14 protein-coding genes are annotated in these 14,832 nt (G+C 69.9%); 8 read left to right on the top strand and 6 right to left on the bottom strand.

Annotation, left to right across the window (positions count from 1 at the left end):
- The first annotated feature begins 2 nt into the window (after window positions 1-2).
- The 8 genes from AC24FB_RS06460 (at window position 3) to AC24FB_RS06425 (ending at window position 10,361) form a co-directional block, all read left to right on the top strand.
- Window positions 3-1,571: a class I adenylate-forming enzyme family protein gene (locus AC24FB_RS06460; RefSeq protein ID WP_425714326.1), complete on the top strand. Its 1,569-nt coding sequence runs from the start codon at window positions 3-5 to the stop codon at window positions 1,569-1,571.
- On the top strand, window positions 1,568-2,851 hold the full coding sequence (locus tag AC24FB_RS06455; protein ID WP_425714327.1) for a benzoate/H(+) symporter BenE family transporter: 1,284 nt from the start codon (window positions 1,568-1,570) through the stop codon (window positions 2,849-2,851). The genes AC24FB_RS06460 and AC24FB_RS06455 overlap by 4 nt, the downstream gene beginning before the upstream one ends.
- Window positions 2,852-2,926: 75 nt before the next feature.
- Window positions 2,927-4,264, top strand: coding sequence for an MFS transporter (locus AC24FB_RS06450; RefSeq protein WP_425714328.1), 1,338 nt, complete (start codon window positions 2,927-2,929; stop codon window positions 4,262-4,264).
- 30 nt (window positions 4,265-4,294) lie between these two features.
- A complete protein-coding gene (locus tag AC24FB_RS06445; protein ID WP_425714329.1) occupies window positions 4,295-5,068 on the top strand; it encodes an SDR family NAD(P)-dependent oxidoreductase in 774 nt (257 codons plus the stop codon).
- The gene (locus AC24FB_RS06440) at window positions 5,065-6,435 is read left to right on the top strand and encodes an aldehyde dehydrogenase family protein (RefSeq protein WP_425714330.1); all 1,371 of its coding nucleotides are present in this window, start codon (window positions 5,065-5,067) and stop codon (window positions 6,433-6,435) included. The genes AC24FB_RS06445 and AC24FB_RS06440 overlap by 4 nt, the downstream gene beginning before the upstream one ends.
- A 262-nt stretch (window positions 6,436-6,697) precedes the next feature.
- Window positions 6,698-8,173 carry a sodium:solute symporter family protein gene (locus AC24FB_RS06435; protein ID WP_425714331.1) on the top strand — a complete coding sequence of 492 codons (1,476 nt, stop codon included), beginning with the start codon at window positions 6,698-6,700 and terminating at the stop codon, window positions 8,171-8,173.
- Between the two features lie 30 nt (window positions 8,174-8,203).
- The gene (locus tag AC24FB_RS06430) at window positions 8,204-9,130 is read left to right on the top strand and encodes a LysR family transcriptional regulator (protein ID WP_425714332.1); all 927 of its coding nucleotides are present in this window, start codon (window positions 8,204-8,206) and stop codon (window positions 9,128-9,130) included.
- 103 nt (window positions 9,131-9,233) lie between these two features.
- Window positions 9,234-10,361 (top strand): XdhC family protein, encoded by a 1,128-nt coding sequence (locus AC24FB_RS06425; RefSeq protein WP_425714333.1) that lies wholly within the window; start codon window positions 9,234-9,236, stop codon window positions 10,359-10,361.
- A gap of 108 nt (window positions 10,362-10,469) precedes the next feature.
- On the opposite strand, the gene moaC is transcribed toward AC24FB_RS06425, so the two are convergent.
- The 6 genes from moaC to moaA are packed head-to-tail and all read right to left on the bottom strand — an operon-like array spanning window position 10,470 to window position 14,816.
- The gene (gene moaC / locus AC24FB_RS06420; RefSeq protein ID WP_425714334.1) at window positions 10,470-10,946 is read right to left on the bottom strand and encodes a cyclic pyranopterin monophosphate synthase MoaC; all 477 of its coding nucleotides are present in this window, start codon (window positions 10,944-10,946) and stop codon (window positions 10,470-10,472) included.
- Window positions 10,943-12,217: a molybdopterin molybdotransferase MoeA gene (locus AC24FB_RS06415; protein ID WP_425714335.1), complete on the bottom strand. Its 1,275-nt coding sequence runs from the start codon at window positions 12,215-12,217 to the stop codon at window positions 10,943-10,945. Before AC24FB_RS06415 ends, moaC begins: the two co-directional genes overlap by 4 nt.
- Entirely contained in the window at window positions 12,214-13,020 is an 807-nt protein-coding gene (locus tag AC24FB_RS06410; protein WP_425714336.1) for a HesA/MoeB/ThiF family protein, read from the bottom strand. The genes AC24FB_RS06415 and AC24FB_RS06410 overlap by 4 nt, the downstream gene beginning before the upstream one ends.
- Window positions 13,017-13,439, bottom strand: a complete 423-nt coding sequence (locus AC24FB_RS06405; RefSeq protein ID WP_425714337.1) for a molybdenum cofactor biosynthesis protein MoaE — start codon at window positions 13,437-13,439, stop codon at window positions 13,017-13,019. The genes AC24FB_RS06410 and AC24FB_RS06405 overlap by 4 nt, the downstream gene beginning before the upstream one ends.
- Window positions 13,440-13,441: 2 nt before the next feature.
- Window positions 13,442-13,726, bottom strand: coding sequence for a MoaD/ThiS family protein (locus tag AC24FB_RS06400; protein WP_425714338.1), 285 nt, complete (start codon window positions 13,724-13,726; stop codon window positions 13,442-13,444).
- 1 nt (window position 13,727) lies between these two features.
- A complete protein-coding gene (gene moaA / locus AC24FB_RS06395; protein WP_487561421.1) occupies window positions 13,728-14,816 on the bottom strand; it encodes a GTP 3',8-cyclase MoaA in 1,089 nt (362 codons plus the stop codon).
- Window positions 14,817-14,832: the final 16 nt, after the last annotated feature.

The raw sequence follows: 14,832 nt of genomic DNA, 5'->3' as shown, positions 1-14,832 counted from the left end.
CGATGGAGATCGGACGCACGCTCGCCTGGACCGCGGAGCGGTTCCCCGACCGGCTCGGCTTCGCGGGGTCGAGGCGCATGACGTATCGCGAGTGGGACGAGCGCACGAATCAGATCGCCAACGCCGTGCTGGCGCTCGGCGTGCAGCCGGGCGACCGGGTGGCGATGTTCCTGTCGAACTCGGAGGTGATGGCGTCGACGCACCTCGCCCTGCAGAAGCTCGGGGTGCTCTCGACCCCGTTCAACATCCGGCTCTCCGGGCCTGAGCTCGCCTACTGCCTCGATGACGCCGAGCCCAAGGTGGTCGTCGTCGACGACCTTGCCCGGGCCGTCGCCGAGGAGGCCCTCGGGATGGCGACCGTCGCCCCGATCCTCCTGCACGCCGGTTCCGAGGTGCTGGCCGGCTCCGAGGACTTCGAGACCGTGGTCGCCGCCGCGGGTAGCGAGGCCCCGGACATCGTCGTCACCGAGGACGACCCGGCCGTCATGCTCTACACGTCCGGGACCACGGCGAAGCCCAAGGGTGTGCCGCGCACCCAGCGCAATGAGTTCGCCGCCTCTGCCGCGCACGTCATGCAGTGCAGCTACCAGTACGGCGAGTCCATGCTCGGCGCCATGCCGATGTACCACACGATGGGCCTGCGCTCGCTGCAGTCGATGCTCATCCTCGGCGGCACGTTCGTCGAGATGCCTGTCTACAACGCCCCGAAGGCTGTCGAGCTCATCGAGGCCGAGGAGATCTCGGCCCTCTACCTCGTGCCGACCGCCTTCTGGGCCCTCGCGCAGACCGGGCAGCTCGACCGGGTCGGGCGATCCGTGCGGAAGCTGGCCTTCGCAGGTGCGGCGATGACGTCGACCCTCTGCGAGCAGCTCGAGAAGGCCATCGAGCCCGAGGTGTTCGTCAACCACTACGGCTCCAGCGAGGTCTACACCTTCGCCATCGAGGAGAAGGCCGCCCGCAAGCCGGGCAGCGCCGGCCGTCCCGGGCTCTACTCCCGCCTCCGCGTGGTCGATCCCGGCTCGACGGACGTCCACGAGCAGCTGCCCGTCGACGTCGTCGGAGAGATCGTCGCCTCACTCGACTCCGACGAGGCGTTCCAGGGCTACTGGAAGCGACCCGACGCGGACGCGAAGTCGATCCGTGGGCGGTGGTACCACACCGGCGACCTCGGGCACATCGACGCCGACGGCGACCTCTGGGTCGACGGGCGGGTCGACGACATGATCATCACGGGCGGGGAGAACGTCCACCCCATCGAGGTCGAGGACGTCCTCTCACGCCACCCCGGCGTGTCCGAGGTCGCCGTCGTCGGTCTCAAGGACGAGAAGTGGGGCCAGGCCGTCACCGCGTTCGTCGTGCCGAGCGACGAGGCGGTCGACCCGACCGCCTTCGCGGCCGAGCTCCAGGAGTGGAGCCGGAACGAGGCTCCCCTCTCGCAGTACAAGAGGCCCAAGAAGGTCCTCGTCATCTCCGCCATCCCCAAGAGCCCTGTCGGGAAGATCCTGCGCCGCAAGCTCCTGGCCGGCGATTACCAGCTGCGTGTCGAGACGAAGGAGTCCAGCGCATCATGACGATCCACGAGCAGGAGCGCGATCAGGAACCCACACCCACCGTCGTCGAGCGAACTCTCGTCGAAGGTGGGCCCGGCTTCGCGTCCGGTCTGCGCGACCTGCCCAAGCACCTCAACATCTCGACCATCGGCGCCGCGTTCGTCGCTGCCATCTTCGGCTGCACCGGTCCCGCGCTCATCGTCATCAACGGTGGCCAGGCGAACGGCCTGACGGATGTCCAGATCTCGTCGTGGATCTTCGGCATCTACGTCTTCGGCGGACTCATCTCGTTCGTCATGGCGCTGTACTACAAGCTGCCGATCGTTGGGGCGTACAGCATCCCGGGAGCTGTCCTCGTCGTCGCAGCGCTGGCCGACTACACGTTCGGGGAGATGGTCGGAGCGTTCATCGCGGCCGGCGTCATCGTCCTCGTCATCGGACTGACGGGCCTCGTGCGGAAGGTCGCCACCTGGCTCCCGTTCCCGATCGTCATGGCGATGATCGCCGGGGCGCTCATCAGGTTCGGCACCGGGGTGGTCGACGCCGCCCAGGCGCTCCCGGTTGTCGTCGGTTCGGCCATCGTCGGGTACCTGCTGCTCTCGCGGTTCATCAAGAAGGTCCCGGGCGTCGTCGGTGCGCTCGTCTTCGGCGCGGTCGCCGCGGCGATCACCGGATCGTTCACGCCGCTGCCGGGCGGGCTCGTGCTCACCGCTCCCGAGCTCGTCATGCCGTCCTTCAGCCTCGGCGCGATCCTCGCCGTCGGCGTCCCGCTCGCCCTGCTCGTCATCGGCGCAGAGAACGCGCAGGCGATGGGTGTCCTCATGGTCGAGCGGTACCGGCCGCCGTTCAACTCGATGACGATCATCAGTGGAGTGGGCGGCATCCTCGCGCCGCTCTTCGGCGGCCACAACGCGAACATCGCGGGGCCCATGACCGCGATCTGCTCCTCGGAGCAGGCGGGGGAGGACAAGGACGGTCGCTACGCCGCCGCCGTCGTCAACGGCATCCTCTTCGTCCTGTTCGGTGTGCTTGCCAGCGTGGCGGTCGGGGCAGTCAGCACGTTGCCGCCCGAGCTCACCGCGGCGCTCGCCGGACTGGCCATGATCGGCGTGCTGCTCCAGGCGTTCCAGTCGAGCTTCCGGGACAAGCGCTTCCAGATCGGAGCGCTCGTCGCACTCGTCGTCGCCATGAGCGGACTGACCCTGTTCCACATCTCGGCGCCCTTCTGGTCGCTCGTCATCGGAGTCGTCACCTCGCTCGTCCTCGAGCCGAAGGACTTCGTGCGCCGCGACGACTCCTGACAGCCGGGCGAGTCACGACGCCCCCTCCTACACCACGCACGTCAACTGCATCTATTGGCACCAAAGGTGGTCTCGATGAACAGCACGACACACTCGTCGGCACAGGCCGGTACCGGGCGCAGCCCGCTCGCCGCAGCCTTTGCCTCGGTCATGGGGTGGGCGTTCGACCTCTTCGACCTCTTCATCCTGCTCTACGTCGCCGGACCGGTCGGCGCGCAGATCTTCCCGGTCGAGAGCGAGACGCTCAGTCTCGCCCTCGTCTTCGTGTCCTTCGCCGTCAGTATCGTCATGCGCCCAGGTGGCGCAGCCGTGTTCGGCGGCTGGGCGGACAAGGTCGGCCGCAAGCGGATCATGGTCCTCGTCCTGGCCGGCGTGGGCCTCTCGACCGCGGCGATGGGACTCATCCCGTCCTACGCCACCATCGGCCTCGTCGCACCGATCATCTTCCTCGTCCTGCGCGTCATCCAGGGCATCTTTGTCGGCGGTGTGACCGCCGTGACGCACACCCTCGGCACCGAGAGCGTCCCGCCGAAGTACCGCGGCATGATGTCCGGGCTCATCGGCGGCGGTGGCGCCGGTCTCGGCGCAGCTATGGCGAGCGTGGCCTTCATCGTCATCAGTGCCATCTTTCCGGGTGACGAGTTCATTGAGACCGGCTGGCGCTACATGTTCTTCACTGGTCTTCTCGGGGCGATCCTCAGCCTCTTCGTGCTCCGCAAGGTCGAGGAGTCACCGATTTGGCTGGCTGCCAAGGAGGCGAAGGCCTCGGGCAAGGTCGCGACGAAGCCGCTCAGCTTCAAGGATCTCGTAACCGGGAGGTACGGCAAGATCACCCTGCTCAACATTGCCGTCGCTGCCGGTGCGGGCGCCCAGTACTACCTCACCTCTGGCTTCCTGCCCACCTACCTCGACGTCGTCACGCCGGTGGAGGCCGACACGCGTGGATGGGTGCTCCTCGCCGCCAGCCTCATCGTGGTTGTCGCTGCCACCGGGGCGGGCCACCTGAGCGAGAACTTCGGCCGGCGCCGCACCATGATCGTCATCGGCGCCATCAACCTCGTCGCCCTGCCGCTCATCCTCTGGATTATCTCCGAGACGGACCCGAGCTCAACCGTGGCGATCCTCCTGTGGTGCTGCCTCCTCGCGGCCATCGCGAACGCCGCATATGCACCGGTGATGATCTTCCTCAACGAGCGCTACCCGACCGAGATCCGTTCCCGCGGCACTGCGGTGTCGTGGAACACCGGATTCATGCTCGGCGGCCTGCTGCCCACCTTCGTCACGCTCCTGAGTCCTGAGACGAGCGACATCCCGTCCCGACTCATGATCTTCGTTGCCGCCTCCGTGCTCGTCTTCATCATCGCGGTCGTGCGCAGCCCGGAGACTCGCGGAGCCATCGAGACCAGCGACTGACCGACATCCTCGAGAAGCAAGGAGTACATCATGGGAGACAGCTACGAGGGCCGATCGGTCCTGCTCACCGGAGTCGCCGGCGACATTGGACGGACCTATCTGACCGAGCTCGTCCGCGCGGGCGCCAACGTTGTGGCCACCGACCTGAAGAGCACGGCTGACACTGCCGAGGCGGCCGTCGCCGAGGCCAACGGCCTCGGCGCGGGACAGGCGGTGTTCGTGCCCGCCGACATCACCGTTGCGGCGGACATGGACGCGGCGGTCCGAACGGCGACGGAGCAGTTTGGCCGGCTCGACTCACTGATCAACAATGCTGCGATCTACCACGGGCTCGGCCCGAAGCGGCCGCTCGTGGAGCTCACCGACAAGGATTGGGAGCTTGTGCTCCGAGTCAACGTGGTCGGCACGTGGCAGGCCATCCGGTCCGCAGCCCCGGCTCTTGCGGACGGGGGAGGAGGCCGGATCGTCAACGTCGCCTCTGTCGTCACCCGCAACGGTGCTGCCGGATTCGCCCACTACGTGGCCTCCAAGGCAGCCGTCGAGGGTCTGACCCGTGCTGCGGCGCGGGAACTGGGCGCTGCGGGTACCACGGTCAACGCCGTCTCGCCGGGTCTGGTCGACGACACGGGGTCGCGTGCGGTCAACACGGACGAGTACATGCAGCGCGTGGCATCGACCCGCTCGATCCAGCGGGCAATGCTGCCCGATGACCTCGTGAGTGCCGTCATGTGGCTCGCCGGCCCGGACTCGGGATTCGTCTCCGGCCAGACGGTCATCGTCGACGGCGGTGGGGTGTTCGCATGACCTCGGTCCTCCTGCCGGTCGAGCAGACCGAGGTGGAGATTCCCGGAGACGCGACGCCGGCCGAGATCGACGAGGCCGTCGCCGCCTCCGTCGCCGCCGGCCGAGGCGCATGGGCACGGGACCACAAGGCGCGTGCGGCCGCGATGCACGCGTGGGCGGACCGGATCGAGGCGGAGCGGGACGACCTGGTCGACCAGCTGATCCGGGAGACCGGGAAGATCGCCGCCGAGGCCGGTGCCGAGGTGGCCGGCAGCATCGATTCGCTGCGGTTCAACGCGGGACTGTGCCGTCTGCCGCTGGGGCGTGCGGGATCGCTGTGGGACGGTAGCGAGTCCCACCTCGTGCGCGAGCCCGTCGGGCCAACGGTCTTCATCACGCCGTGGAACTGGCCCGTCCTGCTCCTGCTCCGGGACATCGCACCAGCGTTCGCCGCAGGGGTCACCGCTCTCGTCAAGCCCAGCCCGCAGACCTTTCACGTCACCGAGCGGATCGTCCGGCTCGGTCACGAGTCCGGTATCGATCGGGACGTCCTCCAGTGCCTCCCGGGCGGTGCCGAGGTCGGATCGGCGCTCGTCCGCCACCCCGGCACCGCTGCCGTAGCCATCACCGGTTCGACCGGTGCCGGTCAGGCGGTCCTTCGCGATGCCGCCGAGACGATGACCCGGCCACTGCTCGAGCTCGGAGGCAAGGCCGCGATGCTCGTACTCCCGGACGGGGACCTGGACCAGGCGCTGGCGTTGGCGGCACGCAACTCGGTGACGACTGCGGGACAGATGTGCATGGCATGTACCCGTGTGCTCGTCCACGAGGACCAGATCGGTGAGGTGTCTCAGCGGCTCACCGAGCTTGTGAGCGGTCTGACGGTCGGCGACCCCCGGGACCCGTCCGCGGACCTCGGCCCGCTCATCTCGCAGGCCGCGTTCGAGAAAGTCGAGTCGTACGTCGACATAGCTCGGCGTGACGCGACCGTCGTCGTCGGCGGGGAGCAGGTCCACCCCGACGGTGCTGCCGGGTACTTCCTCTCCCCGTCACTCGTCACCGATGTCGATCCGGCTTCCGTGCTCGTCCAAGACGACATCTTCGGCCCGGTCCTCCTGCTCGAGTCGTACCGCGACGAGGCGAGTGCGCTGGAATTGGTCAACGCCACACCGTTCGGGCTCGCCGCCTCGGTGTGGAGCCGCGACGCCGGACACGCGCTCGCCGTTGCGCGTGGCGTCAAGGCAGGCACCGTGTGGATCAACGGGTACAACCGTTCCTACGCGGAGACACCGTCCGGCGGGTACGGGATGTCCGGCCTCGGCCGCACCCGTGGCGTCGAGGGCATCGAGCAGTTCACGGAGGTCAAGCACGTCCACATATCCCTGTAGTCCGTGTCCAGGTGCCCGGTCTTTCCGACCGGGCACCTGGAACTCGTTCTCACACGGATGATCAGTCCACCGAGAATTCACCAGAATGTGGGCGATCGCGATTCCGGCAATTGCGTGCGGAAAGGTATCACGGATCGTGATGATCTGGATCGCCAATGGGTATTGGATTACCGGAACCGGTGCCCGTAACGTCCTCATCACCTGAAATGCATGGACGACGGGGCCAGCGTGGGTCCCGCGAGTCTAACGACGGGATGTTCGGATGAGTTTTCAAACTGCTGTTCTTGGCGTCACCGGAATTTATCTGGCGGTCACCGTGGTGATCAGTTTTGCGGTGCGTCGGTCATCGAAGGATGCAGAGGGATTCACTACGGGCGGAAAGACGTTTCCGGCCATTCTGATCGGTCTTCTCATGGCCTCGGAGTTCATTGGTACGAGCGCCAGCATGGGGACCGCCCAGGGGGCCTACGAGTACGGGATCTCGGCTGCCTGGAACCTTGTAGCGCTGGGTATCGGGTTCGTCCTGTTCTCGTTCTTCCTCGCGCACAAGTACAAGTCGCTGGGGCAGAACACCATCTCGGGCGTGCTCAAGCACGGGTACGGAGAGCGCGTTCGGTTGGCCACGTCGATCATCATGATCGTGGCCCTTGGCACCGTGGCCGTTGCCGTGTTCGCCGGTGGTAGTGCGGTCTTCACGAGCCTGCTCGATGTCGACCGCACGACTGCCACGGTTGTGACCGCAGGTCTTGCCGTCCTGTACGTGGCGGTGGGAGGTATGCGGTCGGTCGTCTACACGAACGTCGTGCACGCGCTCGTCATGCTGACGGGCATCGTGCTGGCGGCGGTCCTTCCGTTGCGGCGCGTGGGGGGCCTCGCAGAGCTTCGAGCGCAGCTGCCTGACCAGTTCTTCGACGTCACCGGGGTGGGCCTGGGGCAGATCGTCGCCTGGATGATCGCCGGTGCCGGGGCAACCTTCGCCACGCAGTACATCATTCAGGCGATCGCCTCGGTGGGGGACGAGAAGAAGGCGAAGTGGTCGAGCGTCTACTCGTCCCTCATGCTCATTCCCTACGGCATCTGCGCGGCCATCGCCGGCATGTGCGCGCGCGTCCTCTTCCCGGAGATCGACTCGTTGCAGGCGCTGCCGGAACTCGTCGTCAACATGCACGCGCTGACGGCAGGGATCGTCATCTCGGGACTGGTTGCCGCGCTGCTCGGCACCATCAGCGCGATCACACTCGCGATCTCGACCCTCCTGCTGAAGGACTTCTACCGACCGTTCCTCAACCGGGACGAGGACCCGCGCAAGGACGTGGTCTTCATCCGCGTCGCCACTGTCGTCGTGGGCATCGTGCCCATGATCCTTGCGCTCTACGCCAGCGATGTCCTCGCGGTCACGTTCCTGGGGAAGGCGCTTCGCTCGGCCCTCGCCGTTCTCGTCCTGCTCATGTTCTACGCACCCCGCTTCGGGAGCCGAAACGGTGCGCTCGTCAGCATCGTGGGCGCGCTGATCGCGACGGTGGGCTGGTTCCTGGCGGGCAACCCTTTCGGTGTCGACAACGCCTATGTCGCCATCGCTGTCCCTCTTGTCGTCATGACTGTGGCGGAGATCGGCTCCCGCATGCGGCGAGGCGGTGACTCGGTCGCCGACGGCCCGCGCAGCGAGGCGAGCTTCGGGGGTGGTGGCGGTTCGGTCGAAGCTGAGCGAGAGTCCTCCGCGCCTCGCGCTACCTCATAGGTACCGCCCGGAAAGGGGGCCGACAACGTTGTGGAGCTGCGACAGCTGAAGTACTTCACGTGCCTGGTGCGCGAGGGAACCGTGACCCGTGCGGCCCAACGCCTGGGCATCGTTCAGCCCGCGCTGTCGGCGCAGATCGCGAAGCTCGAGCACGAACTGGGTCACGACCTGTTCGAGCGTACCCCTCGAGGGATGGTCCCCACCCTCGAGGGGCGCCGGGCGTACAACACGTTCGCTCCGCTGCTCGACCAGTTCGATGCGGCGCGCGAACTTGTGTCGACGCCGGTGAGTGCCGAGACAGAGGTTCTGCGCATCGGTGTGATCTCAGGTGCAACGGACCGGGCTCTGCTCGGTGCCGTCGAGGCATTCGTCCCCGACCACCCGCATGTTCTCCTCCAGATCGTTCCGGGCTTCAGCGCCGATCTCGTTACGCGGCTCCGGGCGGGCGAGTTCGACACAGTGATCATCAACGAGTCGTTCCGGTACGACGGGCTCGTCGGCCGCGAACTCGTCGATGAGGAACTGTGCCTCGTGGCCGGTGAGGGAGCGCCGCCCCCGGTAGCCGATCCCATCCCGCTCCCGTGGCTCGCGAGCGCACCTCTTGTTGTCCCATCGGGCAGGCATGGGCTGCGTCGGATCGTCGACAGTGTGCTCGGACCACGGGGCCTCGCGCTTCGACCGCTCATCGAGATCGATGACCTCGGGCTCATACTCGATCTGATCGAAAAGCTCCCGTTGTGCGGGATTCTGCCGTTGAGCCGGATCAACGCGGACAGTGGAGTGCGCCGCTATCGCCTGACACCGCCCATCATGCGGCGAATCGTCGGGGTCCGTGACCCGGCGCGGCCGCCCACCGACGCCGAGAACGAGTTCGTCGATCTGCTGGCCACGAGCTTGCGCCGCCTGGGCGGCAGCGAGAGCGACGCCACCGGTGAGGCCCACACGTCATCGGACTGACTCGACGGCGGTTTCACTTCCTGCAACCATCCGGTTCGGATGGTCTGTTAGGTAGGATGTGTTGCCCAGGGCTACCTGTCGTGGCCGACAGAAGGAGAGCGCGATGAAGGACATCCTCGACGCCGTGCGCGGCTGGGACGAGCCGTACGCGATCGCCACCGTCATCGACACGTGGCGGTCGTCGCCGCGGCCTGCCGGTGCGTCGATGGCGGTGCACGCGGACGGTCGTGTCGTCGGCAGCGTGTCCGGGGGCTGCGTCGAGGGCGACCTCTACCTGCGTTGCCAGGAGGCGCTCGAGACCGGGGTCGCCGAGGTGGTCCGGTACGGGGTGAGCGACGACGAGGCGTTCGCCGTCGGGCTCACGTGCGGGGGCGAGCTCGAGGTCCTCGTGCGCCGGGTGGACCCGTCCGACGATGTCGTTGCCCGTCTTGCCGAGGCGGTCGATGCGCGGACACCCGCCGTCGTCGCCACCGTGGTCGACGGCCAGCGGCCGGGGACCACGATGCTCATGGTCGACGGTGAGCGGCACGGATCGACGGGGAACTACTTCCTCGACAGGGCGATCGTCAGCGACGCGCTCGGCCTCCTGCAGAACGGTGCCACCCGCACGATCCACCTGGGACGGGACGGCGAGGGGCGCAAAGGGGACGTCACGGTGTTCGTCGAGTCCTACGCACCACCGCCCCGGATGATCGTCTTCGGCGCGATCGACTTCGCCGGCGCGCTTGCCCGGCTCGGCACCTTCCTCGGCTACCGCGTGACCGTCTGCGACGCCCGGCCGGTGTTCGCCACCCGCGCACGCTTCCCCGACGCCGACGAGGTCGTGTGCGCCTGGCCGCACGACTACCTGGCCTCGGCCACCGGCCTCGACGAGCGCACGGTGCTCTGCGTCCTCACGCACGACCCGAAGTTCGACGTCCCCGTCCTCCTCGAGGCGCTCGGGACCGACGCCGCCTACATCGGGGTGATGGGAAGCCGGCGTACCCACGAGGACCGCAACGCCCGGTTGCGCGAGCACGGCGTGACCGAGGGCCAGCTCGCCAGGCTGCGGTCGCCGATCGGGCTCGACCTCGGCGCGCGCACGCCCGAGGAGACCGCGGTCTCGATCGGCGCGGAGATCGTCGCCGCACGGTGGGGCGGCAGCGGCCTGCCGCTGGGCGAGCTGAGCACGCCGATCCACGGTCCGGCCGAAGTCCCGGTGCGAAGCCGGGTGCGGGCTGCAGCGTCCTGACGGGAGTCGCCCGAGCACACGGCCTCGCGCGGGCCTCAGCCTCCGCGTCGTTCGCCCGCCGCGCGCGGGGCCTGAGCCCCGCCGGCGTGGCCCGGCCTCGGGCGCGGATCAGCCCTCGGGCCGCACCCAGTCCCCGGACCGCCCGCCGGACTTGGCCACGATCATCGCGTCCCGGATGGCCACCGTGCGGTCGATTCCCTTGAGCATGTCGACCACGGTGAGTGCGGCGACGGTCGCGGCGGTGAGCGCCTCCATCTCGACGCCGGTTCGGTCGGCCGTCCGGACGGTCGCGCGGATCGCCACCCGGTCCTCCTCGAGGGAGAGCTCGACGCTCGCGCCGTGCACGCCGATGACGTGCGCGAGGGGCAGCAGCTCGGGGGTCTTCTTGGCCCCCTGGATGCCGGCGATGCGCGCGACGGCCAGCACGTCGCCCTTGGGGACGCCACCGGCGCGAAGCGCGGCCATCGTCTCCGGGGCGCAGGTCACCGAGGCGTCGGCGGTCGCCTCGCGCACGGTCGGGGTCTTGGCGGTGACGTCGACCATGTAGGCCGTGCCGTCCGCGCGCAGGTGGGTCAGCTCGCTCATGCGCCCCATCCTCGGACACCGAACGCCTCGAGGCGGTCACCCGTCCGCACGCCGTCCACCTCGGCGGGCACGATCGCGAGCGCGTCGGCCAGGGCGAGGGTGGCGGCGAAGTGCGACTTGGCGCCCTGCGGGTGCGGCGGCTCGGCGAGGATCTCCCCGTCCTCCCCGCGGGAGAGGACCACCGGGGCGTACTGGCGCCGGCCCGGGGGCGTCGGCCAGTCGCGGCCGGCCACGACCTCGAACGTCCGCCGGTCCGGGTCCGCGCCGGTGAGCACCGCGAGGAGCGGGCGGACGAGCACGTGGAAGGTGACGAACACGCTGACGGGGTTGCCGGGCAGCGCGACCACCGGGACGCGCCGTCCGGTGGAGTCGGCCACCGTCCCGAAGCCCTGCGGCTTGCCGGGCTGCATCGCGACCCCGAGGAAGTCGATGCCGCGAGTCTCGAGGCTCTGCCGCACCACCTCGTGGGCGCCGGCCGAGACGCCCCCGGCGGTGACGACGAGGTCGACCTCGGGCAGCGATGCATCGAGGGTGGCGAGGAAGGCGTCGACGTCGTCCCGGCTGCGCCCGTGCACGGTCGTCCCGCCCGCCTCGGCGACGAGCCCCGCGAGGAGGAGCGAGTTCGAGTCGGGGATGTGGCCCTCGCCGGGGATCTCGCCCGGGGCGACGAGCTCGTCCCCGGTCGTGACCACAAGGACCCGCGGCCGGCGCGCCACGGTCAGGCTGCTGTGCCCCACCGATGCCGCGGCGGCGACCTGGGCCGGGCCGAGCAGGGTGCCGGCGGTGAGGACCTGGTCGCCCACGGCCACGTCCTCCCCGCGGTGGCGGAGGTACACGCCGGCGACCGGCCGCTCGTACAGGCGGACGCGCGCGGGGGCGGGCCCGGGCCCGGGGGAGTGGTCGGTGGCCTCCACGGGGACCACGGCGTCGGCCCCCTCGGGGATCGGCGCGCCGGTCATGATGCGCTGCGCCGTCCCGGGTGCGAGCGGGGCGCCGACCGCGCCGGCCGCGACGTCGCCGTCGACGGGGAGCGAGAGATCGTCGTCGGGCAGGTCCGCGAGGTCCGCCGCGCGCACGGCGAACCCGTCCATCGAGGAGTTGGTGAACGGGGGGACCGGAGCGAGCGCCTCGACGTCGGCGGCCAGCACGCGGCCGCGCGCCTCGCCGAGCGGCACCCGTTCGAGGGTGCGCTCCGGCTGGGCGGCGACGACCCCGCGCGCCGTGTCGAGGATGCGGCCGAGGTGGGTCTCGACGTCGACGAGCGGGCTCATGCGTCCTCCCGAGGGACCGCGTACTCGAGCTGGTCGATCTGCTGCGTGCGCGCGTCCCCGACGAGCACCCGTCCGAAGAGCGGCGACCCGGTCCCGACGATGAGCTTGACGGCCTCGACGGCTTGGGTGGAGGCGACCTGCCCGACGACGGGGCCGAGCACGCCGATCTCGTGGGAGGTCTGCACGGTGCCGGCCGCCGGCGCCTCGGCGTGCAGGTCGCGCAGGCCGAGCGGCCGCCACGGGGCGGGCGGCGCCGTCCAGAACACCGACGCCTGCCAGATCATCGCCATCACGCTCGCCCACACGAGCGGCTTCCCGTTCGCGGCGCACCAGTCGCCGACCAGGTACTTCGTGGCGAAGACGTCGGAGCACTCCATGACGAGGTCGATGTCGTCGCGCAGCGCGTCGAGGGACTCGGGTGTCGCCGGCCCCATCGGCACGATCTCGATCTCGGAGTTGAGTGCCCGCAGCGCCGCGGCGGCCGAGTCGGCCTTGAGGGTGCCGACGGTGGCCTCGGTGTGGATGAACTGCCGCTGGAGGTTGTTGAGCTCGACCTCGTCGGCGTCGGAGACGTAGATCGTGCCCACGCCCATCGCCGCCAGGTAGAACAGGACGGGCGACCCCAGACCGCCGGTCCCGACGACGAGGACCCGCGCCGCCGCGAGCCGCTGCTGCCCGCGCTCGCCGTAGCCCTCGACGAGCAGCGAGCGCCGGTGCCGGTCGTACGCGCCGGCCGGCAGGGGCTGAAGCGGTCGGCCGAGCGGGATCTCGAGCGACGGCAGCGGGGCGGGGGCGGGGCTCACGGGAGGGCGCTCCATTCGGTGGATCCGTCGGTGAAGGCCTGGTGCTTCCAGATCGGCACGCGGGACTTGATCTGCTCGATCAGCTCGGCCAGGGCGGCGAACGTCTCGGCGCGGTGCTCACCCGCGACGGCGGCGATCAGCGCGTGGTCCCCGATCGCGAGGTCGCCCACCCGGTGCTGCGCGCCGACGGCGTGGATGCCGGGCCGGTCGAGGAACTCGTCGACGACCTCCGCGAGGAACCGTGCCGCGTCGGGGTGGGAACTGTAGGCGATGCCGGTGACGCCGCGGCCGCCGTCGTGGTCGCGGACCACGCCGGAGAACGACGCGACGGCGCCGCAGCGGTCGTCCGCGCACGCCTCGGTCAGGGCCGTCGGGTCGAGCGGGGTGTCGAGGACGTCGGCGGCGACGCGTCTCGCCACGCTCAGCCGCCCGCGAACGGGGGGAGGCAGTCGACCGTCGCGCCCGCGGGCACCTCGGCGGAGCCCTCGGTGCGGCGGCCGTCCAAGAGCCAGGTCGCGACGTCGAGGACCTTGGTCAGGCGCTCGTCGGCGGTCTCGCGCAGCGCGGCGACGACCGTGTCGACGGTCGCGCCGGCGGGGACCTCGACCGTGGTGGTGCCCGTGCCGGCCGCCTCCGCGGCGCCGGCGAAGAACCGGACGGTGGTCGTGAGGGTTGTCGTCGTCGTGGGCGTGGCCTCTGTGGTCACGTCAGCCTCCAATGGCGGACATCGTGCGGGACGGGGCGGCGAAGGAGTCGTCGGTGCCGAAGCCGTGGGCGCGCGGCTTGCCCCACATGGCCTCCTGCCAGCGGCGCGAGACGGCGGCGTCGTCGGAACCGTCGCGCAGGAGGCCGCGCAGGTCGGTCTCCTCCGTGGCGAACAGGCAGGAGCGGACCTGGCCGTCGGCGGTGATGCGGGTGCGGGTGCAGGCCGCGCAGAACGGCTCGCTCACCGATGCGACGAGGCCGACCGTCCCGTCCGGCAGGCCCGGCGCCGTGACGTCCTCGACCTCGGCGGGGGCGGAACCACGGGGGCCGGGCCGCTGGGTGAGGGTGAACCCGGCGTCCGTCAGGGCGTCGCGCAGGTCCTGGGCGGTGACGACCTCTCCGCGCTTCCACGACTCCCGCGGGCCGATCGGCATGTACTCGATGAATCGCAGCTGATAGCCGCGTTCGAGGCAGAAGCGCAGGAGCTCGGGCGCGTCCTCGCGGTAGGAGCCGGCCTGGGGGACGGCGTTGATCTTCACCGGTCGGATCCCCACGCGGTCGACGGCGTCGAGCGACCTCAGGGCGTCGTGCAGCCGGTCGCGGCGGGCGGCCGCGGCGTACCTCTCGCGGTCGAGGGAGTCGATCGAGATGTTGACGCGGTCGAGGCCGGCGTCGACGAGCGAGTCGATGCGCTTGTCCAGGCCGAGGGCGTTGGTCGTCAGCGCGATGTCCGGCTTGTTCCCGTCGTGGTCCCGCAGCGCCGCGGTGCCCGCGATGATGTGCTCGAGGCCCCGCCGCAGCAGCGGCTCACCGCCGGTGAAACGGACCGTGCGCACCCCCAGGTCGCGCACGGCGATGGTGACGAGGCGGACCACCTCCTCGTCCGTCAGCACGTCCGGCGTGGGGAGCCAGTCGAGGCCCTCGGCCGGCATGCAGTACGTGCAGCGCAGGTTGCAGCGGTCCGTCAGTGAGACCCGCAGGTCGGTCGCGCGGCGGCCGAACCGGTCGGGCAGGCCGCGGGCGCCGGCCGGCAGCGGCGTGCCGGGCGTGGTGCCACGGTCTGCGGCCGACGGCACCGTCGGGACCGGCAGGAGGACGGGCGCCTGC

The organism is Georgenia sp. Z1344 (assembly GCF_057652375.1).
The sequence above is the reverse complement of the archived record's forward strand: the minus strand, read 5'-3'. Positions and strand labels throughout refer to the sequence as shown.